Genomic DNA, 23,739 nt, shown 5'->3' with positions numbered 1-23,739 from the left:
TGATTATGACAGAACTTAAAGATCGATTACAAGTACCCGATAATGAAAAATGGAAGTTAACAGATATTTACGATACGATTGATGATTGGGAAAATGATTATAAAAAAATAGAAATGTTAACAATTGAACTAAAAGAATTTAATGGAGATATTCACGATGGCAATCGTTTATTAGCTTATTTAACAAAGAGTGAAGAAATATCTAGCATATTATCTTTAATGTTCGCTTATGCGCGATTACAATCTGATCTTGATACACGCGATACTGACGCCCAATCCCTTGTCGATAAAGTATCACAATTACATGTAAAGGTAAGCGCAGCGAAATCATTCTTCTCCCCATTCTTACTTAGCTTAGAAGAAAACACTTTACACTCTTACATAGAAGAAACGGAAGGGTTACTATACTATAAAGAAGACTTATTTGAATTATACCGTTATAAAAAACACGTATTGAATAAGGATCAAGAAGAAATTTTATCCCAAATGGGTGAAGCACTTTCCTCTCCGCAACATACATTTGGTATGCTAAATAATGCAGATATATCATTTGGTGAAGTGACAAATGATGATGGAAAGAAAGTGAACTTAACACGTGGAATGTATTCGAAGTTAATAGAAGATGAGAATCGTGAGAAACGTAAAGAAGCTTATAAGGCATATTACAAACCGTATGTTCAGTTAAAGAACTCAATCGCTTCTACATTATCTTCTGCTATTAAAAATAATGTTACTGTTTCAAAGCTAAGAAAATATCCATCAGCTTTAGAGAAATCATTATTTGGCGATATGGTTCCGAAAGAGGTATATGAAAACCTAATTGATACAACGAAAAAAAACATTCAAACATTACATACATACAATGAAATTCGTAAAGAAAAATTAAATGTAGACGAACTAAGACAATACGACTTAAGCGTCGATTTAGTACAAGGTGTAAAACAAGACATTCCATATGACGAAGCGTTTGATACTATGATTGCATCACTTGCTCCTTTAGGAGAAGAGTATATTGAAACATTAAAAGGTTTTAAAGATAAACGATTTATAGATGTGAGAGAAACGCCTGGAAAACGTTCGGGTGCTTATAACTTTGGGGTATATGGCGTTCACCCATTCATTCTTTTAAATCATCACGATGATCTAAATAGCCTTTTCACACTTACTCATGAGTGTGGTCACGGTATGCATACGCATTATTCACACGGATACCAACCAAGAATTTCTGCACACTATTCCATTTTTGTTGCAGAAGTCGCCTCTACAGTAAATGAAGTGTTATTAATTCACTACTTATTAAAAGAAGCGAAAAAAACGAACGTACGTAATCATTTAATTAACTACTTTATCGATAGCTTTAAAGGTACTTTCTTTACACAAATCATGTTTGCAGAATTTGAAAAAATCACACATGAAATGGCCGAACAAGGTAAACCATTAAACGCCCAAGTCTTTAGCGAAATTTATGAAAAGCTATTTAGAGAATATAACGGTGATTCACTTGTATTTGATGAAGAAGTAAAATATGGATGGTCTAGAATCCCTCATTTCTATCGTCCATTTTACGTGTACAAATACGCAACTGGATTCGCCTCTGCCATTCAAATTGCCGATAAATTATTAAGCGGTGATCCAAATGCACAAAAAAACTATATCGAATTCCTTAAAGGCGGAAGTTCTGACTATCCATTAAACCTACTGAAAAAAGCTGGTGTTGATTTAACTACGCCAGAACCGATTGAAAGTGCATTAAATCGCTTTACTCAACTTGTTGAAGAGTTTTCAGCATTATAAAAAAAGCATGCAGAGTATATACTCTGCATGCTTTTTTCATTCGAATCACTTTATTCTACATGTTGCTGCGTCACACAATGAATCATACCACCATACGCATACAGTGCATTTACATGAATACCAACGATTCTTCTTCCTGGAAACTGCCCTTCAATGATTTGCAGTCCTAACTTATCATGTTCATCACCGTATATAGGAACCAATACAACTTCATTTCCAATATAGAAATTCAAATACGAACCTTTACAGTCTGCCTCTTTTACCACTTTTCTTGTTACTGGTACTGGGATGAGTTGAAATGGACTTCCATCTATATTTCTCGCTTGTCGCAATTCTTGATAATGCTTTTCTTGCGCATCCAAAAGGTACGCCTCTCCTTCCCCGAAAGGATCATATTCATAAAGAATCGTATTTTCATTTACAAAACGTGCTGCCCCATCAATATGATAATCCGTATCTTCATCATAATTATCTTCACCACGAATACCAGTTATCCATATAAAATTCGTTACCCCTAAATACTTCGTTAACTCCATTTCAATCTCTTCCTGACTTAGTGTAGGATTTCGATTTTCATTTATAATAGAAGTTTTTGCCGCCATTAAGGTCCCGTTTCCGTTTATCTCTATTCCTCCACCTTCTAGACAAACACTTGCTGCAACTTTTGGGATACTATACATTTCACTTATTTCGTCCGGAATAACAGCATCATTTTCATACGGATATTTATCCCCCCAACCATTAAAAATCCAGTGCGTTAAGCAGAGATTTTCTTCCTTATCTTTTACAAATATCGGTCCATTATCTCTTATCCATATATCATCAGTTTCTTGAACTAAAAAATCAATTTTATCCATATTTACGTTCTCTTCAATTAGCTTCGATTGGACATGTGTTTTTTCTTCTTCATCATATACAACAATATGCACATTCTCTCCGTAATGAAGCTCCTTCGCCATCGTTACCCAAATATCATCTAACTTAGCTCTGTAACCTTCACCTCTATGCGTTTTATCATGAGGCCATTGGAGCCATGTCCCCTCATGTTTCTCCCATTCTGCAGGCATATAAAACAAACTATTTTCTATATTTCTCATACATGTTCACCCCTTCTCTAAATGTAAGTCCAGTCTATACTTTGACATCGTGTTAAGGTCAACAGCAATATATTCATTTGCTTGTAACTAATTCATAACGTTACTCTTTATTCTCCCTTGTGATACACTACTTCTCCTTGTAAAACTGTCATTAATACTTTCACACTCGGAATCTTATCGACACTCATTTTAGTAATATCCTCATTTAGTATTACGATATCAGCCGATTTTCCTACTTCAATTGAGCCAGTAATCTTATCAAGTCCTAGTGCCTTAGCTGGCTTAATTGTATAAGCATCAATAGCAGCCTGTACATTAGACAAGCCTTTCTCATCAATATTTAATGCGTTCGAAATCGTCACAAGTGGATTCAATTCATTTACATCCCAATCACTACTAAGTGATACATTTGCACCTGTTTTCCAAATTTGTCCTAACGGCATAATTCGTTTCATTTGCTGGTCTGTAAAATACGTACTTGCCCAGCTTTGTTTAGGATCTTCCGCAAAATCATGACCGACTTGAAAATCAGCGCTAACTCCTAAATGAGCAAAACGATTCATATCACTATCTTCTACCATTTCCACGTGCGTAAGCGTATACGGCTGTTTTGCCCCTTCTTTTTTCGCTGCTTCAATTGCATTTAAACTCTCTCTTACTCCACTATCTCCAATTGTGTGAATAAGTGCACCGTAACCAAGTTTATTAAGTTCAGTTAACCACCATTTCATTTTTTCTTCTGGAATATAGTTCAAACCATACGGGGTTCCTTTAAACCACTCAAATTTATATTTTTCAAGCGTTTTTGCTGTACTGTTAATACTAATTCCATCACTATACATCTTCACTTGATTAATAAGCATGCGTGACGACAAATCATCTCGCTTAATCTTTTGGAAATACTCGATTTGTTCTGCTTCATTTAAGTTCGGATACACCCACGGACGAAGTACTACCCGTGACGTTAACTTTTTCTCATCATTTACTTTATTCCAAACATCTAACCAGCCTCGTTTCCAATAGAGACGTCCATCCCCCACTGTAGTAATACCATTCTTCGCAACTTCATCTAAGCCGTCCAGCAAACCTTCATAATTTTTTTCGAACAAATTCGGTTGGGCATTCCATGCTTTTTCCATTACGATATCTCCAGCTGTATCATAAAGAATACCAAACGGTTCTCCTGTTTCTGGATCCCGAATAATTCTTCCACCTTGTGGATCTTTCGTATCTTTATTTATCCCAGCCAACTCCAATGCTTTCGAGTTAACCCATACAGAATGAGAGGTTCTTTCCATAATTAATACTGGGTTATTAGGAAATAGCTCATCAAGAACTTGTAATGGCGTTTGTTGTTCTGACTTTTCATCCATATTTTTTAACAGCTCTTCCAAACTAAATCCTGTTCCACTTATCCATTCCCCATCTTTCACATCTTTTTTACAAGCATTTAAATACGAGCGTTGTTCTTGCAACGCAGCATCTGGTGAGACACTACAATTCCCTGCTGCTGGTGATTTCGCTTCAAAAATATGATTATGATTATCCACAAAACCAGGAAGAAGTTGACGTCCTTGTAGATTTATCACTTTCGTATCTTTATTAATCAATTTTTCTACATCCTTATTTGAACCGACAAAAGTAATTTTCCCATCTTTAATCTCTATAGCTTCTGCCATTTCTTGCTTTTCATTAGAAGTGTAAATTGTACCATTTTTAAACACTACATTTTTGGGCAACTGACTAGGTAGAGCAGAGCTACCATTCTCACCTTCTCCTACTTCAGGCGTACACGCTGAAATCCATACCATACTTAGAATCAAACAAATAATCATGATTTTTCTTTTCATATTCTTTCTCCTTTTTATTATGATAAAATGAAACTTTAATCAGTGGTGGACTCCATCCCTCACTAATTATTTGCCCACATCCATCAGGCTTTTACGGACAGCCTGACTCCCAAAAAATAGCGAGATAAATTGCTTTCGTATATAGAATAAGGATTGACATAATGTTAATGTCAATCCTTATTCTCATTCTATTTTCGTAACTAAAAAACAAATTTGTGTCACATACTCTTCTGTTAAACAATCACATTCTGGTCCCTTTATATAGACTTCATATGGATGACTCTCTAGTATATAGCCATTCCTTTCAATCCACTCTTCTAACGCCATATAAGCATAACCTATATAGTCATAGCTGCCATAATGCAAAGTGGTAACAATTTGATGCTGCTTTAACCTTTTTATGTCGCACTCTTGTAATACACCTTTATTATCTTCATCCATAATCGGAATTCTTAATTCTATATGGCTGCGATTTGGAATATACTCTTCATCATAAAAAACTGTAGATGGAGAACCGACTATTTGAAAGCTATTTTTTTGTACTTGTTCATATAAGTCATAAAAATAATCATCCATATCGTCTATATCTATTTGTAACTTTTGAGCAATTACTGTTATTTCATTTCTCATTCCAATTAATACATCGTAACTTCTATGGCGAGCAATATTTAGACCTTTATTCATATTTACTATTTCATTCATTTTTGAAATAACCTGTAAATTTTGTTTCACTTCATGAGATAACTCCATAATTTGAGATTGCATATGTTCAACAAACGAATCTTGATCTGCTGACTGGAGAATGATTTTAATTTTTGGTAAAGGAAACTTGTACTCCCTCAGCTTTTTAATTTTTAACGCTACTTCCAGCTGCCCTTGTTCATAATATCTATATCCATTTACCGGATTCACATATGCTGGTTTTAATATCTCTTCTTTGTCATAATGCCTTAGCATCCGTGTACTCATTTTACAAATTCGTGAAAATTCAGTAATTGTATACATATAAATACCCCTTGAATACATTTTCTTATAAACTTATTCATCCCGATTGGTATGGGCTAATAATTAGAGGGGATGGCCTCCTCTAATTAAAGTTTCACCTTATTAAAACCAATCAAAAATTTTTCTAATTGAAGAACTTTCACCCTGATTGCTCAATCTTTTCATTTTTGAAGGCAATAAATGACTCGGACAATACCACGTTAAACAATTCATTGCACCTCCCATAGTCGATATTTCTCCTACATGAATTTGAATGACTTGTTTTTCCGTATGCTGTTGAATATATCGTAAAACTTCCCCGTCTTTTGCTAATCCAAACTTAGGAACATAAAGGGCGTCACATGTTTCTAACATATTTATATATAAACCTTTTGCCGATGCAATTTCTTGATCATATTGCCCTTTCTCTGTATATGACGAAGGAACAACGATAAATTCAGCTTCTGGCATTTGCTCTTGAATAATCTCTTGCACATGATATCTAAATTCATTATCACCTAGAAAATCACTAATAAACATTGTGTGTTCATCAATAAATTTAACCATTCCGTCCGCGTGCGCAAGTACATCTCCTTCTTCAGCAGGAATAATAATAACCCGGCTTACATCTAAATCCCACTCCAATTGCTCAATTATTTCCTCTTCCGTCCAATCATCGTTGTCATCAAATATGCGTTCTGTTAATATAACAGTATCTTTTTTATTCCAAATAAGATTGCCACCATCCAATATTAATGGTGATTTCACATACTCAAATTCATTTTTCTTCAACCATTTATTAAATTGTTGATCTAAATATCGCCCTTGATCCTCTGGTAAATAGTTTGGGTAATATTTAAATTTAACAAGATGATTCGTTATAACTGGCGCAACATCTCTTAGCCAAATATCATCATACTCAAAGAAGTTTGTATGAAAGTCTTGCTCTTCAACAGATAAAGATATAAGTTGATCGGTAAATGATTTTTTTTCATTTAAGTATTCATTAAAGTAAATAATGTCTTCATACAATGGTTGATAATATTCATTCGATTCATCTGGTATTGCAGTAAAAATAATGCCACTATGTTTTTGTTCCATTTTATTTACCTCGCTTTTTAATAATGATTACATAACTGATTTCAATCAACCAACTATTCCCCAATCCATTTCTCTTTTCATTACAATTTTTGAAACGTGCACATTTCATGAATGGATTATAGCACGGAGAAATATTATATATTTATATAAAAAATATATAGCTGTCGTTAAGCCGTAAAGTAACTCTTGACAAGATTTGAAAATAACGCATTTCAGACAACATTAAAAATATAATCATCATACCCAATGAATGATTAGCTGATTTTTTTATCAAGATTCATATCCATTACTTCGAACAAACCGTTTTGATTACATAGATCTAATACATGTGTTTCTACTCCTATACAAATCCCTTCTAATGGAAGATCGTTTGGGTCCTGACCAAATGGATCTTCAATTTCAACCCCTATTGCTTCAATCCCTATAAATGCAAAACTTATAAACGTAGTTGCAAGTACTGTAAACCACCCAAGACTATCAACAAGTCCGATCGGTAAAGTCCCGCAAAATATGAGCAGTAAAATTTTAATATGAGCAAAATATGCAAATGGGATAGGCGTTGTTTTAATACGATCACATCCACCCACAGCCGTAAGCAAATTATTCAAATCAGCTTCCATATTAATTATTACATTTGGATGAAGTCGACCCGTTTTTAAACCTTTTGATAGTATAGTTTTTAACATAAAAACTATACTAATTGGTAAATGAATAGATTCCGCCAATATTTCCTTTTCCTTCTCAGAACAAATATTAAGCAATGCTTTTATTTCAGTTAGATCTTTATCGTCTCTCAAATGCCCTTTCGCTATCTTAGGAAAAGCAATTAATAAATGTAAAAATTTTAGCTTTTCCTGATCCGTCTTTTTCTCTTCAAACTCCCAATGACATAAGAAACTAACTGCTAAATTTCTAGTAGAAGCACTAATCGTGCCAAATAACTTTCTACCCTCCCAGTACCTATCATAGGCAGTGTTCGTACGAAAAACTAACAGTAGACCTAAAGCTCCTCCAACAATTACCCAAGGAGTTTGATTAATTTTTATTGCTACATAATAGTAATTAATCACAGTGATTACTGTTGAAATGCACATATATAATAAAATTTGCGGGAAAATATCTCTTATAACTGTTCCCTTTAATGTAAATATTTGATGTAAACTATTTTGATTATTGTAATGTACCATATTTACAAAAGCCCCTTCTTTTTTAATCTTTTATCCTTAAAAATTACGAAAGTATACAATTAAATAGTAAAATCATAAACCCTATCATTACGAAACTGGTGAAAATTATTTCTTTCAATACTCTTACTCCTTTTTTTCCAAAAGATATACCACTTTTTTAATTTAAACAACAAATGTTTACTATTCTAAATCACGACGCATTATTTTAAAATTCGCAACGAATAAAGCACTAATTAATACAAGAATCGCGCAGGCGTTTAACAATATATCTATTGGACTATCATGATTTATAATAATGAGACGAACGATAGCTGTTATACCTATATATATAATATCGTAATGGAAAATGAAAATTCATTTGAAAATACTTTATAATCATTACGATGAATTCAAAATATAAAAAGAATACGACGATACTATCGATCAAATGATAACTAGATTCCTCACCATTTAATTTCAGTTCTTGTATAAATTGAATGACTTCTTTCACAAGAAACACACTTAGAACAACCCCTAAACAAATCAAAGCTACATTTAAAATGTACTGTAGAACGATAGGGAAAAACGAAAATACTATTTTTAAGTTCTTTAACACAAACATTTTCTCCTTTTCCATATAAAGTGAAACTTTAATCAGTAGGGGGTTTGTTCACCCCCTACTGATTATTAGCCCACACTAATCGGGCGTTTATGGACAGCCCGACTCCCACCTAACTTCTTTTTTCGAGTCGAGTTTTAAGGTGAGAGTCTTACTACCCGCAAATAGCGGGATAAAACGAAAAGCGACAATACACTATACTCCGATTATCATTATATTAAAACGTTTTATTTTTACGAATAATAAAGCATGACAAAATAGGTAAAGATAGTATTTCATCTATTTTGTCTATACAGCAGTATAACGAAACTCCAAACGATTATTTCAATTGAATTGGTTGTTGTTGTGTCACACAATGAATCATACCGCCATTTTTATAAAGCTCTCTCACATCAATACCTACTACTTTACGATCCGGGTATAACTTCTGAATCGCGTCGTTTGCGATTTTATCATTTGGATCATTATAATTAGGCACCAATACCACTTTATTCCCAATATAATAATTGATATATGATCCCTTATAATCAAGAGTTTTCCCATTTTCTAAAGCAACCTTGTCTTTACTAAGTGGTAAGTATTCATACTTATACTTCTTTCCTGAAGCATTTTTTGCATCTAACAATGTATCCATATCTTTGTTAGACAAACCCCATTCGGCTAGGTCGTCTTCTTTCATCGTTATAATAGTAGATTTATTATGGAATTTAGCAAATCCATCAATATGAAAGTCCGTAATATCTAAATTAGGTACTCCATCTAACCAAATAAAGTTTGACACCCCAAGGTCACTTATATATTTTTCAATTTCCTTTTCCGATAAATCAGGATTTCTATTTTTATTCGTTACAGCACTTCGAGTTAATAAAGTAGTCCCATTGCTATCTAATTCAATTGCGCCACCTTCAAGGACAAATTTCCCCCAATCAATTCTTTCAATCCCTAATTGCTTACTAACGTTCTCACGAATACGAGCATCATTTTTGTAAGGTGTTTTATTGCCCCAACCATTAAATGCTGGATCTAATATTTTTAGATTTTTATCATTGTCATAAACAAAAATTGGTCCACTATCTCTTGCCCATACATCATCCGTAGGTGCTATAAAGAAATCAATCTTCTCCATATTTAGCCCTTCATCTGTTAAAAGCTTATTGATTCTCTCTTTTTCTTCCTGGTCATATACAACAATGTGGACTTTTTCACCCGTAGTTAAAGCACTTGCCATCTTAACCCAAATAGGTTCAACTTCTTGTTGATACTCTTGACCATATGTGTATTCATGTGGCCATTGTAGCCATGTACCTTCATGTTTATCTGTTTCATCCGGCATCGTGTATTTTCCAATCTTTTTCTGTACCTCTACCTTCTCATTCTCTTTCCCTTTTGCATTTCCACCTTCATAAGAACATCCACTTATAACCGTTGTAGCTAATGTAGCTATCAAACAAAACTTCACTACTTTTTTCATTTTCTGCCCCTCCTGTTCTTGTCTTCAATAATGTAAAGCTTCACATAGTGTGAAGCTCAAGCTTTTTCATCGATGTAAAAATTACCAATTATCCTCCCACGTGATAATCGTAAAATTCCAATAAAAATAGAGGGCATTCACAAAGTAACCCCCTCTATTTAACATTACTATTTTTTAACTTCCTTCATAAATTTATTCTAATCTTATTCCCTACTCATACTTGCTTGTTCACTAAATAAAACATTATTAAATAAAAAAAAATCGGTATTGATCATTTCATATCAATACCGATTTTTAGACATTTATTTTTCTTCTATTAAATCATTCGCCATTTTTCTAAACTCTTGATTAAACGTATCATTCATACCATTCTGTACGTTAGAGAATAATATAACAAACGTTCGTTTATCCCAGTTAAAATTATTAAATGTGTTCCAACCAGCTAATACCCCATGATTATGATAATAGTCTGGGTAAATATAGAAACTAAATCCATATTTTCTTGCAGGTGATACAGTAAACATATCAGATAAGCCTTGCTTAGAAAGCAATTTCCCATCCATAATAGCCTCATCTAATTTTTTCATATCTTCAACAGTCGTATACATTTCACCACAACCATATAGCCAGTTCATTTTTAAGCGAGGCGCATCTATTAATTCATTATCTTTTTTCGTATAACCTTCCGCTAGGAAAATATCTTCTGGAAGAGTTGCCCCCATTCCAGATTCATGCATTCCAACAGGATTAAAAATATTTTCTTTCACATATTCAGCAAGCGGTTTATTCGTAATCTTTTCGACAATATACGCTAACACCATATAATTATAATCTGTATATTTCCATCCTGTCCCTGCAGGAAATTGTAACGTTTGCGCACCAATCCACGTTACTAACTTTAAACGTGACGCTGCATCAACACTCCCTTGCCCCTGTTCTGGTAACCCGGACGTATGTGTTAACAAATTTCGTAACGTAATGTTTTTATCTGCCGGAAACGATGGAATATACTTATTGACATTGTCTTCAATATTTAATTTCCCTTTTTCTCTTAGTTGCATAATAGATATTGCAACGACTGTTTTCGTAATGGAACCGATACGATACTTCGTTCTTGGCGTTGTTAACATTTTATCTTTCACATTCGCATAGCCGTAACCTTTTCGTAAAATCACATGACCTTTGCTAGCTACTAGAACACTCCCATTAAACCCTTTATCTTTTAAATATTGATCTAGTTTTCCCGCTGCACTTTCATAGCGTTTTTTCTCGTTTATACTAACTTCTTGCTGCTCTTCCTTTTGCTTATCAATTATATTCGAAAATGCCTTTATATCATATTTTTTATCTTTCTTTGCATGTATTAGTGCAACGACACTCCCACAAAAAACAGCAAAAATAAAGAAAACGATTAACCATTTCTTTAACATAATAGGAACCCTCTTTTTCTAGTTTCACTTAACGTGCATCCATTCTATTCTATATCTTTTAATTTTCAGATATTTTATAATATTACTTGCTATTCTCTTTATTTAAATTAGATTCCTTTTTATCACATTCAACTTTCAACTACTCTCTATTGTATTTCTTTCTTAAAAAATATCCAGCATACAATCGGATGCACCTGACTATAATTTTAATTTCTTATGTAACATTTGTTACACATCATACAGAATGGAGATGTAATATGAAAAATACCGATAGACGCAATCGTTTAGATGATCGAATGTTTCATTATCGGATAACAAAGAACAATATAGTTTTAATTGAATATTACGGAAAACAAATTATGATTTCAAAAGGAAATGACGCTGAAAAATTTTTAAACAAAATAAATCATGCAAATAACGATAAAGAACAACAACTGATTATGGCTAAAATTACAGGTAATTTCAAAAGAGAAATGAACGTAATTGAAAACGAATCTCATTTTCTTTTTTGATTATACAGCATATTCAATAAGAAATGTCGCTCATATGGCATTTCTTTATATTTTCTTCACCAAAAATTCACATTGCTAACTTTCCTTTATTTTTTATTCTCCCTATATAAACTGAGTACTGAAATACTTAGTAATACAACTATACACAACCACGCATACGTATACCCTTTCTGATCTACAATATACCCAAATAAGACAGGTGCAACAATAATAGCAATTTGATTTAATGTAAGAGCAAAACTCACTGTCATCCCTACAGATTCTTCACTTGCCGTTTCTGCAACTTCAATAATAAAAAGACTGAACCAGCCAATCGAAAAGAACCCTAACAATGCACTTACAACATACAAGAACTCACTCCTTATTGTATGTATATTCATTACTAACATAAGAATAAAACAGATAGAAGTGCAGACCGATATAAATAAAGGGATGCGCCGTTTTCCCTTATAACACAAATCACTAACAGCTGCCAATGTAATACGGCCAATCATTCCAGAAAAGAACATAACTGAAAATACTTTTCCGGCTAAAATAGGTGTAATTGATTGTTCCATTACTAAAAAATTTATAAAATGTCCAACTAACACCATTTGTAATGACATCATGCAAATACCAGTTATATAAATTGGATACAACGCTTTTTTATGCATCACTGATTTTAACTGCATCCAAAAAGAGGTTTTTATACGTTCTTCTTTCCCTTCCTTCCGAACACATGAATCTCGATAAAATATAGAAAATAAAAGACCACCTATTATACAAATGCTTCCTATTACATGTATCGCATAAGACAAATTATATTTTATTACAAGTAACGGAATTAATCCTCCCGCTAGTACACCACCAATCGGTATACCGGCTTGCCTGATCCCCATTGCTAACCCACGATTTTCTTTTGAGAACCATTTTAGTATCACTTTACTTCCTCCCGGCTGGGAAACACTATAAAAACATTCCTACTAACAAAAGGACAAAGAGTAACCCTTTAAATCCATTTACTATATTAGTCAGTAAGAGCGAACCTCCGAGTAAAAATGAACTGATAGTAATTAACCATTTTTCATTATATTGATCAAGTAGCTTCCCAACAAAAAGCATGCAAAATAGCGGTCCAATATTTACAACGCTTACTAATAACCCACTCTCCATATTCGTAAGTGCGTATTCTCCCTTCCAAAATAAAGCGAAAGCTCCGACACCATACGTTATAAGTGTCGCTGTCGTTTGAGCAATCGTCGCAAAAATTAACATCATCCACTTATAAGTACTGTTCACATTCTCTTTCATTAGCATTAAGATCCCTCCATCCCCTTCCATTGTATGAAATTTTTGATATCATATAAAATAAATATTAATCATATAATCCATCAAAAAAATTGATACCTTTTTCGGAGGGATGATACGTGGACATAAAAGATTTAACTGTTTTTTACGAAGTTGCAAAAGAAAGAAATATATCTCATGCAGCAAAAAATTTAAACTATGTACAATCTGGCGTAACGATGCGTATGAAACAACTAGAAAACGAATTAGGTGTGCCTTTATTTTATCGAAATGGAAAAGGTGTTACTTTAACTTCTAACGGCGAGATTTTATTAACATACGCAAAACAAATCATCCACTTAATGGAGCAATCTGTTAAAGCGGTCCAAAGTAATGGAACCGAACCAAAAGGCACTTTAAAAATCGGATGTACAGAATCCACAACAGCTGTTCGGATTCCTTCCATATTAGCGAACTACTATGAGAATTACCCACAAGTCGAATTAGTTTTAGAAACAAATACGACGGAACAGCTAACCCATCTCGTATTAGACCGAAAACTAGACGGAGCATTTATCGCTGGAACTACTCAGCACGCTGAACTTCGTGCAAATGTATTTCGTGAAGAAGAATTAGTTCTCATTAGCAAAAATCCTTTATCCTCTTTCCAAGACATAGGAGACATGAATTTACTTACCTTTAGTCACGGGTGCTATTATAGAAGGTTATTAGAAGACTGGCTTCAAGAAGAAGGAATTTCACCTAAACGAGTTTTAGAGTTTGGAACGATTGAAGCGATACTCGCATGTGTAAAATCAGGTATGGGCATAGCAATTATGATGAAATCTATCTTAAACGGTCATAAACATGACGTATCATTCAACCCTTTACCAAATAGCTTCAAAAAAGTTCCTACTACTTTTATTACTAGAAAAGATATTTTTCACTCAGCTGCATTACAAAAATTTATGGAGATGACTCACAATGCGTGAAAAGAAAATACGTGGTATGAAACGAAAAACAAATACTATGATAAAACGAATTGAGGAACATACAAAAACGTTCCCTTCTACTTTCTATAACGATGAATATTGGTATATGCCTTTACCAGTTTCTCAAGCTTTTATCGAGTCTCATAAAACACCTAGAAAAGTAAAACGATTATGTATACAAACCTTAATAGATCGAGTAAATCATTTAATTAAAATAAAACCGAGTGATGCACATACATATCGAGTTGTTACTATAATTTCTATAGAAAATTTATGGAGATCGCAAATTATCGTATTTAAAAACGATGACTACTTTCAAAATTTTTTCAATAGAAATAATGAATCTCAAAAATGGATCCCTCTTTCAAATGAAATTAATTTTTGGGAAACATGTGGAATTTCAATTTGCCCTACTACCCAACTGTTGCACTTTCAAGAAGTCATTTATGATGAAGATGCAATCGATAAAAAAGAGATTTGGTTTATTGGAGAGTTATCTTAAAAGGGGTACTTTCAAATGAAAAGCTTCCCTTTTTTTACCTGACAAAATCGCTATATAATGAATTTATCATTTCACTATATAGGAGGTTTTCAAATGGTAATCCCTAAATATCCTGATGTCCCTACTCTTACGAAAAAACAAATCGATCAAATTACAGAAATCACTTTTCTAAAAGAAATAACACCACAAAAATGTGATGCAATTTTCGTTTTCGGCGGTTCTCATCCTGGCAATTGGCAAACTCCTCTAGAAGCTTATCGACAAGGTTTAGGAAATCAAATTATCGTTACAGGTGGTACTAGTTTACATGGTATGAAACATCCGAGCTGGAATTACGGGGATTTGTCAGAAGCAGAAGTAATTGTAAATAAATTAATTGAACATGGCGTACCCAAAGATGCTATCATGTTCGAAACAAACTCCCTCCATTCTATCGCTAATGTAATTGAAGCGAAAAAGATTTTTGATTTCACAAAGATTAATCGGCTGCTATTTGTATGCAAAAGTTTAGGAGCTGGTCGGCAATATAGAGTATTAAAAAAACATTTACCTAAAACTATTACTTGTATCCCATATACATTTGATACAAGCTTCGATGGTGAGTTTATAATTAATAGATATAATTGGATGGAAAATGAAAAGAGTCGCTCTATGATTTTTGGAGAATACTTGAGAAATGTTTGCTACGGTAGAAAAGGTGGTATTGAGCCACCTGAAAAAGAGGTTCATGGTCTAGAAGAATATGTATCCTATTACTATAATCTAGCATAAAAGTAGAAAATTCTATTTCATATTATAAAAAAGAGTATACCAAAAACATTGGTATACTCTTTTTCCTATCTCGTTTATTTTTCTTTTAACACACTATGTAATCGATCAGGGTAATTTGTAAACATTCCTGTAGCACCCCATTTAATTAACAATCTCATATCTGGTTTCTCATTTATTGTATACGGGTGAATTAACAGTCCATTTTTCCTAGCCATTTTCATATATGACTCATCAATAATTAGTTCTCCGTTATCATTGCGTAAGTTTGGCCCAATACCAACTGCATACTTTTTAATTTCTTGAAAATCATCATTCGGTACACTTTTCGGTTCATGTGTAATACTAGACCACTCAACAATCTCATTGTTTTCATTTGGATAATACCAAAGCAGTTGAACTAACGGAATATTTTTATTCATACTATGAATCTTTGTTAAGCTATCTTTACTAAATGATTGAATCATAACACGGCTAGAAGACATGTTTTGACCTACTAAATTATATTTTTTTAATAAAGCTAATAATTTCTCTTCCATTCCTGGATACACATCTGGTGATTTTGTTTCAATGTAATACTTCATGCTTCTTCCGTACTTTTGGAAGATTTCTTCAAGAGTCGGAACCTTTTGACCAACGTACTCTTGCTTAGCCTTTTCTGGATAAGCTTTATTGAACCAAGATCCTGCATCTAAGCTTTTTATTTCACTTAATGTTTTGTCTCGTACTTCCCCTGTACCATTTGTAGTGCGATCAACTGCTGTATCATGCATTGCAATTAATTGGCCATCCTTAGTTAATTGAATATCTAACTCCAAATAATCCGCTTTCATTTTTTTCACTAAATCATAAGAAGCAAAAGTGTGCTCAGGTGCATGTCCACTTGCTCCGCGATGTGCAATATTTAAAAACTTATTCGTATTCCATTCATGCTTCCCTTCTGATTTCGCATGAACAGCTCCCCCAGCAAAGATACTTCCCGTCATAAAGAAAATAACTAAAACGCTAATAATTTTTCTCATCCTTCTAACCCTTCCTACGTTGCAAATTTCAACAAGCTAATGAGATTTACATGAAATAGAAGACATACTTTCATTATTTTTATACGCCTATATTAAAATTCCAATCTTACAAATATATTTTCTCTATGTTATTAATAAAGAAAACTATTTCATTCCTATAGCCTCCTTTTCACATGTAACTCCCTATTGTGTACGGTTCATTCAATAAAAAAAGCCATAATTTATTTAGAGGACACTCCTGTATCCCTAAATAAATTTATGGCTTTTCTCAAATATCTCCAGCCTCTATTAACTTGTCGAAATTAATCATACCAAACCTATTAAATTTTGTGAATATGATTTTTTAATAAAGTAAAACTTCAATCAACCAAGTTTTATGCATCCTCCATTGAGTATTAGTCCACACTGATCAGACTTTTATGGACAATGATTAGCTATAATGTCTTTTTGTTTTTATCAACTATTTTATTTACATAATATTATTATCTTTTATAACAACTTTCATTTTTTACAATTCTTAGTTAAAAAGTGGATAATTTATATACAACTACACTTCCTTATTTATTTGAAAATTTCATAATAAATTATTCATAACCTCTTCAAGTACTGTGTTTATTGGAGGTATAACCTCTTTCCCTGAACGCCACCCTATAAAGCCATCAGGTCTAATCAATACAGCACCTCCATTCTCTATCCCATATAATTTGCTAAAAACATCTTCTTGAGCAATAAAGTCTCCACTTAGACCAACTCGATACACTTTTATATTTATTCCTAATTTAGATGAAGCATCATGTGCAGCTTCATCCCAAGAACAATTTTCTATTCCTGTAAGTAATACAAAATTGTTACCGAATAAGTCTAGTATAGAAGCTTCTTTCCCTTCATACACCCCAAAAAAATGTGGTGCTCGCGTGCCAGGTCTTCCGTTCAACTCTACTACATCCATTCTATGCGGAGTGTTGGAGTCATCTATAATCGCCTCTGAACAATACTGATACCCAACAGTTACAGCTAAACCATCCATATTATTCAAACTGCCTTCCTCTCTATTCGCAGCACGAAATAATAAACTACTCGCATAATCCGTCGTTAATTTTGCAACAGAGTATCTCTCATCATGGTATGTTTCTAACAATTTCGGTTTTGCTTTCCCTTTTATAACAGCAGCTAACTTCCAGGCTAAATTATGCGCATCTTGTATTCCCGTATTTGAACCAAATCCTCCTGTTGGCGGCATAATATGTGCAGAATCACCAACTAAAAAAATGCGATTTTCTTGAAATTTTATCGCTGTACTTTCACTCGCTTCCCACGGTAGAACACTTAATATTTCTGGTTCAACATTTGTACTTCCAATTGCTGTTTGAATAATTTGTTTACAACGTTCTATATTAAAATCCTCTGGCCCCTCTCCTTTTAATGGATCGCAGGCTACATGATAAATCCATTTTTTTACGTTATCAACCGGGATGAGTGCACCAAGAACCTCCGGATGAAGTACCATAGAAAAACCGAATGCGTCTCCTTGTATAAACTCACTTAAATCAGCTTCAAAATAAATATTCATATAATAGCCACCAATGGTTCCACGACCCTCAGTTTTAATCCCTAACTGCTCACGTATTTTACTTTTCGCCCCATCTGCTGCAATTACATAATCACAATGTATGACACTCTCTTTTTCTGTTTCACGATCTCGAATCGTTGCTTTTACCCCGTTCTCATTTTGTTCAAATAAAATTAATTCATGATAAAAAGATAGTTCTCCGCCTAATGTCTTCGCTTCTTGTAACATCATTTCTTCTAAAATAATTTGATAACAAGCAGTTTGTTTTGATGCGCTAATCTCTTCTATTTTTTGAAGTAACTTTTCATCGTTTCCATACTGAGTGGCTCTCATTTTTTCCAATTCTTCCTTATTCGCCTCAGCTATTGTACGAACCGCTATTCTTCCTCGGCAATTTTCTAGTGCTTTCCCCGCCAATTTAATTCTATTTTCTAAACCTAATTCTCGAAATAACTCCATTGTACGTAAAGTAAGCCCGCCTGCTTTCGGATGAATTGCAGTAGACGAATGTCTTTCAATAAGTAAGTACCTAATATTATGTTTTGCAAGAAATAACGCAGACGCTAATCCTGATAATCCCCCTCCAACAATTAAAACTGGTACATAATTTGGTTTCATATATTTATCCTCCACATCATTGTTCTGAGCTCAGTATCATAAATATAATTAAAAAAACCATTAAAATATAGACTTATATTTCATTTCGAATTATCATATAGATAGATTACGCCCCAAAATCCCTTTTACCTTTTCATACATCTATAATCCACCTGAATTGTGTGTGTATGAAAGAGTAAAACAAAAGAACTTACTTTACGTTGAGCCATGTTTTATTTTTAAAACTTCATCTATTGAGTTATGTAATCCTTCCAATCCCTTTTCTATCCCTCTATAATTTTCAACAATAAAAAATTCATTCGTCTCGATTTTCTTTCCCAATATTGCAGCTCATACAACAATCATGTAGCATTATCGTATCGATGCAATGGTTCATCATCTTAAACCTTTCGACTAATTTATTGGAGGCAAAGTGATTGAAATGAATAAACAAGAACAATTAAATGTTATAAAAAAAGATTTTATTGATTCTCAAAAAGTATTATTGGCAATTGGCGATGAAACAAGGCAAGCTATTTTGTTAGTTCTCATGGAAACGGAATGTCAAACCGGATTACGTGTAGGAGAAATTACGAAGCAAACACACCTTTCCCGCCCAGCAGTATCACATCACCTTAAGATTTTACGAGAAGCTGGTATTATTTTAATGCGAAAAGAAGGCACAAAAAACTTTTATTATATTGATATACGTACAAAATTAGGTTTATTAAAAAATCTTGTGTTAGATATTGAAAAGCTGTTGCACAACTTTTATTGAAATAAAGATACGGTATTTGGAGGTATAAGAAATGAAAGCGATGATAATTGATAGATATGGAAAAGTCCCAATGCGTATGACAGAGGTACCTACTCCTGAAATAAATGAGTATGAAGTGCTCGCAGAAATTCATGCAGCTAGCATTAATCCAATTGATTTTAAAATACGCGACGGAAAAGTAAAAATGTTACTGAAATATGAAATGCCCCTAATACTTGGTAATGACTTTTCCGGTGTCATCGTAAAGATTGGGGCAAAAGTGACTAACTTTAAAGTCGGTGATGAAATATATGCACGCCCAAGAAAAAATAAGATTGGTACTTTCGCGGAGTATATAGCCATTCATGAAGATGATATAGCTTTAAAACCTAATAATTTAAGTTTTGAGGAAGCCGCTTCGATTCCACTCGTTGGCTTAACATCATATCAAGCATTACATGACATCATGCAATTACAAAAAGGACAAAAGATTTTAATTCACGCTGGATCCGGTGGTGTTGGTACTTTTGCTATTCAGTTAGCAAAAATAATGGGTGCCACTGTTACAACGACTGCTAGTGAAGCTGGTGTAAATTTAGTAACGTCTCTTGGCGCAGATGAAATTATTAATTATAAAACAGAGAAATTTGAAGATATACTAAAAAATTATGATGCGGTATTTGATACAATCGGCGGTGCAACACTTGAAAAATCATTCAATATTATAAAAAGCGGAGGAAACATTGTTTCCGTTTCAGGCATGCCGAATGCTCGCTTCGGTAAAGAATTTGGTTCAGGATTCTTTAAAACTCTCTTATTTTCATTAGCCAGCAAAAAACTTACCGCACTTGAAAAAAAGCATAATGCTCAATATTCATTTTTATTTATGAAGCCAAGCGGGGATCAATTACGTACTATTGCAAACTATATTAAAGCTGGACAAATCAAACCTGTAATCGATCGAGTTTTCCCTTTTGAAGATGCTCAAAAAGCAATGGAATATTCAGAGTCTGGAAGAGCAAAAGGGAAAATAATTGTAAAAATGAAATAATAATAAAACCTCCATTTTCTTAAAATGGAGGTTTTAAATTTGCTGTTAAATAGACATTGTGCAATGAAGTCCTTACAATAGATTGCAAGGGGAAATATTATATTATACTTTTAGTTAACTTTACAAAGAATACATACGTACAAATACATATCCTAATTACAAAAGAGGAGGAGATAAAATGACTAAAAATAATGAAGCTGGTTGGAATTTAGATAATAGTTATACGACTTTACCACAATCATTCTATACAGAAATCCCCCCTACTCCTGTAAGTTCACCGGAGCTAGTTAAACTAAATCATTCACTAGCAATATCTCTCGGCTTTAATCCTGAAGAATTGAAAAAAGAAGTTGAAATTGCTATTTTCGCTGGTAATGCACTCCCTGAAGGAGCTCATCCATTAGCTCAAGCGTATGCCGGTCATCAATTCGGACATTTTAATATGTTAGGCGACGGCCGTGCCCTTTTAATTGGCGAACAAATTACTCCTTCCGGTAAACGTTTTGACATTCAACTGAAAGGTTCTGGCCCTACTCCGTATTCACGCCGCGGTGATGGTCGTGCTGCACTCGGTCCGATGCTACGTGAGTATATTATTAGCGAAGCAATGTATGCACTTGATATTCCGACTACTCGAAGTTTAGCAGTTGTCTCAACTGGCGAACCAACATATCGTGAAACAAAGTTACCCGGAGCAATTTTAACTAGGGTTGCTAGTAGCCATATACGTGTTGGCACATTTCAATATGCTGCCGCTCGTGGTTCTACCGAGGATCTTCAATCACTAGCTGACTATACGATCAAAAGGCATTATCCAGAAATTGAATCTCATAAAAATCCATATACTGCATTACTACAAGAAGTCATTAAAAGACAAGCAAGTCTTATCGCTAAATGGCAACTTGTTGGATTTATCCATGGTGTAATGAACACTGACAATATAACGATTAGTGGGGAAACGATTGATTACGGTCCTTGTGCATTTATGGACAATTACGACCAAGGAACCGTATTTAGCTCTATTGACACACAAGGCCGTTATGCATATGGAAACCAACCATATATGGCTGCTTGGGATCTCGCTCGTTTAGCTGAATCTTTAATACCTATCCTACATGAAGATGAAGAAGCAGCATTAAAGATTGCACAAGACGAAATTTCAAAATTTAGCATACAGTATGAAAACAATTGGTTCCTTGGAATGAAAAAGAAATTAGGACTATTTAGCAACGAGGAACAAGATCAATCACTTATTGAGCAACTTTTAAAAATGATGGAGAAATATAAAGCGGATTATACAAATACCTTCCGTTCTTTAACTCTCGATACGTTAGAAAATACCCCTCTATTTGAAAGTCCAGAATTTAAAGAATGGTACGGACTATGGCAATCTCGATTAGAAAAACAAGAAGAATCAAAAGAGAACGCCTATGAGATGATGAAAAATAATAACCCATCGATCATCCCAAGGAACCACCGTGTGGAAGAAGCATTAGAAGCAGCTGCTACAGATGGGGATTATAGCGTAATGGAGAAACTTCTTGAAGCTTTATCAAATCCTTATGCTTATTCTGCAGAGCAAGAAGAATACTGCGTTCCACCTGCGCCGACGAATCGTCCTTATCGTACTTTTTGTGGGACTTAATTGTTTAATATGTAACAAGGTGTGTTCATACCAATTGTGTGAACGCACCCTTTTTATATCCCCCCACTCAACTAAAACTTTAAAATGCACATCCCCCGATGCCATTTCTTTAATCCAAAACAAATTCTACACTATTCCAATAGACTTACTCGTAAGCTTGTTAAACAAATATTGAGAAATATAAAACATCATTTCTAAATATTTTTATTTTTGATACTATATTTTATAAGAATATTCAAAAAGTGAGGGGATTTCATGAACGTTCAACTACAAGGTAATGAACAAATTACAAAATTATTTAATGACTGGTATTTGGCTATGCTAAAACAAGATGTATCCCAAGCGACAAACTTAAAGCATGAAATTGAGGAAAAGGCACTAAACTTCGAGGAAGATGAAAATTTAGCATTATATCATTCCTTACTAGAGTTTCGACATAAAGTTTTGACAGATAGTTTAAGTATTTCAAAAGATAGCTTTGATAAAATAGATTCTTACGTAATCTCATCCAATCATCCACTGTCTTACTACTATCACTTCTTTAAAGGCATTTATGCAACTTTAACCACAGACTATAACATAGCTAGCGAACATTATGAACAGGCTAAGTTATTATTAGTAAATAACACTGATAATCTAGAGCATGCTGAATTTTATTATCGAATGGCAATTTTCCATTATCACTTTTACCAACCAATTGAATCCATTGAATATGCAACTAAAGCTAAAGAGATCTTCGATAAACAAACTGGCTACGAAGTTAAAGTTGGATTATGTAAAAATACATTAGGTGCCTCATTTGTATATTTAAAACAATATGAACAAGCGGAAGAACAATATAATTCAGCAATACACCTTTTACAAAAATCTAATGAAAAAGAATTAATTTTAAGTGTGCGCAATAATTTGGGTTGGTTATATGCGAGTCAAAACCTCTCCACACTCGCAATCCGTCACCTATCAGAAGTAACTGAAAAGAAGCCTACACATTTCAAAGCTCTCTTCTTGCAAGCAAGAGAACACTCTAAACTAGATGAAACAATTATCGCTGAAGGATTAATCCAAAAAGGGTTAAAAATTTGTACGGAATTAAATAATGAAGAATATATATATCATTTTAAAATTCTAAACGAACTAAATAATAATGTTGGTTCTGAAGAATTAGAAACAATTATTCTTAAAGGAATTACGTTTTTCGACAAAGAATTATTATATAACTACACTCAAGAATACTCAGAAAAATTAGCTGTTAAATTTTATAGTGAAAATAACCACATTAAGGCAAGTGAATATTTTCATAAAGCGTTACAAGCAAAAGAAAAAACGTTTGAGAAAGGGGCATTGAAATGATAAAAAAAATTAGCTCTGTTTTTTTAGGACTATCTGTTTTCGGTATTTTGGCTACTGGTATTCATAGTTCATTTACATACCAAGCGGGTCATGCTGATCTTCCTGCACCACAAAGACCTGACCTTGTTCAATCCGTTGACGTAAGTACAGACTACAACTCAACAACAACTGAAAAAGCACTTTAAAAAATGAAAGA

At 33.5% G+C, this 23,739-nt stretch carries 19 protein-coding genes and 2 pseudogenes; 10 read left to right on the top strand and 11 right to left on the bottom strand.

The genetic code is table 11. The features are described 5' to 3' along the window. The first annotated feature begins 5 nt into the window (after positions 1-5). On the top strand, positions 6-1,793 hold the full coding sequence (gene pepF, locus JDS81_RS08125; protein WP_097953779.1) for an oligoendopeptidase F: 1,788 nt from the start codon (positions 6-8) through the stop codon (positions 1,791-1,793). A gap of 50 nt (positions 1,794-1,843) precedes the next feature. Here pepF and JDS81_RS08120 read toward each other — a convergent pair whose 3' ends face one another. The 8 genes and pseudogenes from JDS81_RS08120 to JDS81_RS08085 all read right to left on the bottom strand — a co-directional run bounded on the left by JDS81_RS08120 (position 1,844) and on the right by JDS81_RS08085 (position 11,511). After that, complete coding sequence (locus tag JDS81_RS08120; protein ID WP_097837355.1) at positions 1,844-2,890, bottom strand: agmatine deiminase family protein; 1,047 nt, start codon at positions 2,888-2,890, stop codon at positions 1,844-1,846. 107 nt (positions 2,891-2,997) lie between these two features. Next, positions 2,998-4,740 carry an amidohydrolase gene (locus JDS81_RS08115; protein ID WP_097953778.1) on the bottom strand — a complete coding sequence of 581 codons (1,743 nt, stop codon included), beginning with the start codon at positions 4,738-4,740 and terminating at the stop codon, positions 2,998-3,000. A gap of 183 nt (positions 4,741-4,923) precedes the next feature. After that, positions 4,924-5,745: a MerR family transcriptional regulator gene (locus tag JDS81_RS08110; RefSeq protein WP_097953777.1), complete on the bottom strand. Its 822-nt coding sequence runs from the start codon at positions 5,743-5,745 to the stop codon at positions 4,924-4,926. 102 nt (positions 5,746-5,847) lie between these two features. After that, on the bottom strand, positions 5,848-6,825 hold the full coding sequence (locus JDS81_RS08105) for an agmatine deiminase family protein (RefSeq protein ID WP_000435609.1): 978 nt from the start codon (positions 6,823-6,825) through the stop codon (positions 5,848-5,850). 254 nt (positions 6,826-7,079) lie between these two features. Then, positions 7,080-8,012: a bestrophin family protein gene (locus JDS81_RS08100; RefSeq protein WP_097953776.1), complete on the bottom strand. Its 933-nt coding sequence runs from the start codon at positions 8,010-8,012 to the stop codon at positions 7,080-7,082. Between the two features lie 180 nt (positions 8,013-8,192). Then, positions 8,193-8,607, bottom strand: a pseudogene (gene psiE / locus JDS81_RS08095) (phosphate-starvation-inducible protein PsiE). A 322-nt stretch (positions 8,608-8,929) separates the two neighbouring features. After that, complete coding sequence (locus JDS81_RS08090) at positions 8,930-10,081, bottom strand: agmatine deiminase family protein (protein WP_142316328.1); 1,152 nt, start codon at positions 10,079-10,081, stop codon at positions 8,930-8,932. Positions 10,082-10,383: 302 nt separating this feature from the next. Next, the gene (locus JDS81_RS08085; protein WP_087970263.1) at positions 10,384-11,511 is read right to left on the bottom strand and encodes a serine hydrolase domain-containing protein; all 1,128 of its coding nucleotides are present in this window, start codon (positions 11,509-11,511) and stop codon (positions 10,384-10,386) included. 257 nt (positions 11,512-11,768) lie between these two features. Between JDS81_RS08085 and JDS81_RS08080 the strand changes: the two genes are divergently transcribed. Then, positions 11,769-12,023: a hypothetical protein gene (locus tag JDS81_RS08080; protein WP_097953775.1), complete on the top strand. Its 255-nt coding sequence runs from the start codon at positions 11,769-11,771 to the stop codon at positions 12,021-12,023. A gap of 86 nt (positions 12,024-12,109) precedes the next feature. On the opposite strand, the pseudogene JDS81_RS08075 reads toward JDS81_RS08080, so the two are convergent. Beyond that, positions 12,110-13,319: pseudogene (locus JDS81_RS08075) on the bottom strand (MFS transporter). A gap of 110 nt (positions 13,320-13,429) precedes the next feature. On the opposite strand from JDS81_RS08075, the gene JDS81_RS08070 reads away from it, so the two are divergent. The 3 genes from JDS81_RS08070 to JDS81_RS08060 all read left to right on the top strand — a co-directional run bounded on the left by JDS81_RS08070 (position 13,430) and on the right by JDS81_RS08060 (position 15,554). Beyond that, positions 13,430-14,281, top strand: a complete 852-nt coding sequence (locus JDS81_RS08070; protein ID WP_097953774.1) for a LysR family transcriptional regulator — start codon at positions 13,430-13,432, stop codon at positions 14,279-14,281. Beyond that, complete coding sequence (locus tag JDS81_RS08065; RefSeq protein ID WP_097953773.1) at positions 14,274-14,783, top strand: DUF3916 domain-containing protein; 510 nt, start codon at positions 14,274-14,276, stop codon at positions 14,781-14,783. Before JDS81_RS08070 ends, JDS81_RS08065 begins: the two co-directional genes overlap by 8 nt. A gap of 93 nt (positions 14,784-14,876) precedes the next feature. Beyond that, positions 14,877-15,554: a YdcF family protein gene (locus JDS81_RS08060; protein WP_097953772.1), complete on the top strand. Its 678-nt coding sequence runs from the start codon at positions 14,877-14,879 to the stop codon at positions 15,552-15,554. 74 nt (positions 15,555-15,628) lie between these two features. On the opposite strand, the gene JDS81_RS08055 is transcribed toward JDS81_RS08060, so the two are convergent. Both JDS81_RS08055 and JDS81_RS08050 read right to left on the bottom strand, forming a co-directional pair. Continuing rightward, positions 15,629-16,573, bottom strand: a complete 945-nt coding sequence (locus tag JDS81_RS08055; RefSeq protein WP_097953771.1) for a glycerophosphodiester phosphodiesterase — start codon at positions 16,571-16,573, stop codon at positions 15,629-15,631. Positions 16,574-17,147: 574 nt separating this feature from the next. Next, positions 17,148-18,761 (bottom strand): FAD-dependent oxidoreductase, encoded by a 1,614-nt coding sequence (locus JDS81_RS08050; RefSeq protein ID WP_142316327.1) that lies wholly within the window; start codon positions 18,759-18,761, stop codon positions 17,148-17,150. Positions 18,762-19,173: 412 nt separating this feature from the next. Between JDS81_RS08050 and JDS81_RS08045 the strand changes: the two genes are divergently transcribed. The 5 genes from JDS81_RS08045 to JDS81_RS08025 all read left to right on the top strand — a co-directional run bounded on the left by JDS81_RS08045 (position 19,174) and on the right by JDS81_RS08025 (position 23,728). After that, positions 19,174-19,518 (top strand): ArsR/SmtB family transcription factor, encoded by a 345-nt coding sequence (locus tag JDS81_RS08045; RefSeq protein ID WP_000571879.1) that lies wholly within the window; start codon positions 19,174-19,176, stop codon positions 19,516-19,518. A 31-nt stretch (positions 19,519-19,549) separates the two neighbouring features. Continuing rightward, a complete protein-coding gene (locus tag JDS81_RS08040; RefSeq protein ID WP_000646450.1) occupies positions 19,550-20,548 on the top strand; it encodes an NADP-dependent oxidoreductase in 999 nt (332 codons plus the stop codon). A 178-nt stretch (positions 20,549-20,726) separates the two neighbouring features. Next, a complete protein-coding gene (locus JDS81_RS08035) occupies positions 20,727-22,193 on the top strand; it encodes a protein adenylyltransferase SelO (protein ID WP_097953769.1) in 1,467 nt (488 codons plus the stop codon). Positions 22,194-22,448: 255 nt separating this feature from the next. Continuing rightward, positions 22,449-23,543 carry a response regulator aspartate phosphatase gene (locus tag JDS81_RS08030; protein WP_097953768.1) on the top strand — a complete coding sequence of 365 codons (1,095 nt, stop codon included), beginning with the start codon at positions 22,449-22,451 and terminating at the stop codon, positions 23,541-23,543. Further along, complete coding sequence (locus JDS81_RS08025) at positions 23,540-23,728, top strand: Phr family secreted Rap phosphatase inhibitor (RefSeq protein ID WP_000592017.1); 189 nt, start codon at positions 23,540-23,542, stop codon at positions 23,726-23,728. Before JDS81_RS08030 ends, JDS81_RS08025 begins: the two co-directional genes overlap by 4 nt. Positions 23,729-23,739: the final 11 nt, after the last annotated feature.

This window comes from Bacillus cereus group sp. N31 (assembly GCF_016483245.1).
Taxonomy (GTDB): domain Bacteria; phylum Bacillota; class Bacilli; order Bacillales; family Bacillaceae_G; genus Bacillus_A; species Bacillus_A toyonensis.
This window is presented reverse-complemented; position numbering and strand designations above follow the sequence as displayed.

What these genes read in the sequence shown, in the direction of transcription:
- pepF (WP_097953779.1), top strand. Translation starts at nt 6, where the DNA reads ATGACAGAACTTAAAGATCGATTACAAGTACCCGATAATGAAAAATGG.
- JDS81_RS08120 (WP_097837355.1), bottom strand. Translation starts at nt 2,890, where the DNA reads ATGAGAAATATAGAAAATAGTTTGTTTTATATGCCTGCAGAATGGGAG.
- JDS81_RS08115 (WP_097953778.1), bottom strand. Translation starts at nt 4,740, where the DNA reads ATGAAAAGAAAAATCATGATTATTTGTTTGATTCTAAGTATGGTATGG.
- JDS81_RS08110 (WP_097953777.1), bottom strand. Translation starts at nt 5,745, where the DNA reads ATGTATACAATTACTGAATTTTCACGAATTTGTAAAATGAGTACACGG.
- JDS81_RS08105 (WP_000435609.1), bottom strand. Translation starts at nt 6,825, where the DNA reads ATGGAACAAAAACATAGTGGCATTATTTTTACTGCAATACCAGATGAA.
- JDS81_RS08100 (WP_097953776.1), bottom strand. Translation starts at nt 8,012, where the DNA reads ATGGTACATTACAATAATCAAAATAGTTTACATCAAATATTTACATTA.
- JDS81_RS08090 (WP_142316328.1), bottom strand. Translation starts at nt 10,081, where the DNA reads ATGAAAAAAGTAGTGAAGTTTTGTTTGATAGCTACATTAGCTACAACG.
- JDS81_RS08085 (WP_087970263.1), bottom strand. Translation starts at nt 11,511, where the DNA reads ATGTTAAAGAAATGGTTAATCGTTTTCTTTATTTTTGCTGTTTTTTGT.
- JDS81_RS08080 (WP_097953775.1), top strand. Translation starts at nt 11,769, where the DNA reads ATGAAAAATACCGATAGACGCAATCGTTTAGATGATCGAATGTTTCAT.
- JDS81_RS08065 (WP_097953773.1), top strand. Translation starts at nt 14,274, where the DNA reads ATGCGTGAAAAGAAAATACGTGGTATGAAACGAAAAACAAATACTATG.
- JDS81_RS08060 (WP_097953772.1), top strand. Translation starts at nt 14,877, where the DNA reads ATGGTAATCCCTAAATATCCTGATGTCCCTACTCTTACGAAAAAACAA.
- JDS81_RS08055 (WP_097953771.1), bottom strand. Translation starts at nt 16,573, where the DNA reads ATGAGAAAAATTATTAGCGTTTTAGTTATTTTCTTTATGACGGGAAGT.
- JDS81_RS08050 (WP_142316327.1), bottom strand. Translation starts at nt 18,761, where the DNA reads ATGAAACCAAATTATGTACCAGTTTTAATTGTTGGAGGGGGATTATCA.
- JDS81_RS08040 (WP_000646450.1), top strand. Translation starts at nt 19,550, where the DNA reads ATGAAAGCGATGATAATTGATAGATATGGAAAAGTCCCAATGCGTATG.
- JDS81_RS08035 (WP_097953769.1), top strand. Translation starts at nt 20,727, where the DNA reads ATGACTAAAAATAATGAAGCTGGTTGGAATTTAGATAATAGTTATACG.
- JDS81_RS08030 (WP_097953768.1), top strand. Translation starts at nt 22,449, where the DNA reads ATGAACGTTCAACTACAAGGTAATGAACAAATTACAAAATTATTTAAT.
- JDS81_RS08025 (WP_000592017.1), top strand. Translation starts at nt 23,540, where the DNA reads ATGATAAAAAAAATTAGCTCTGTTTTTTTAGGACTATCTGTTTTCGGT.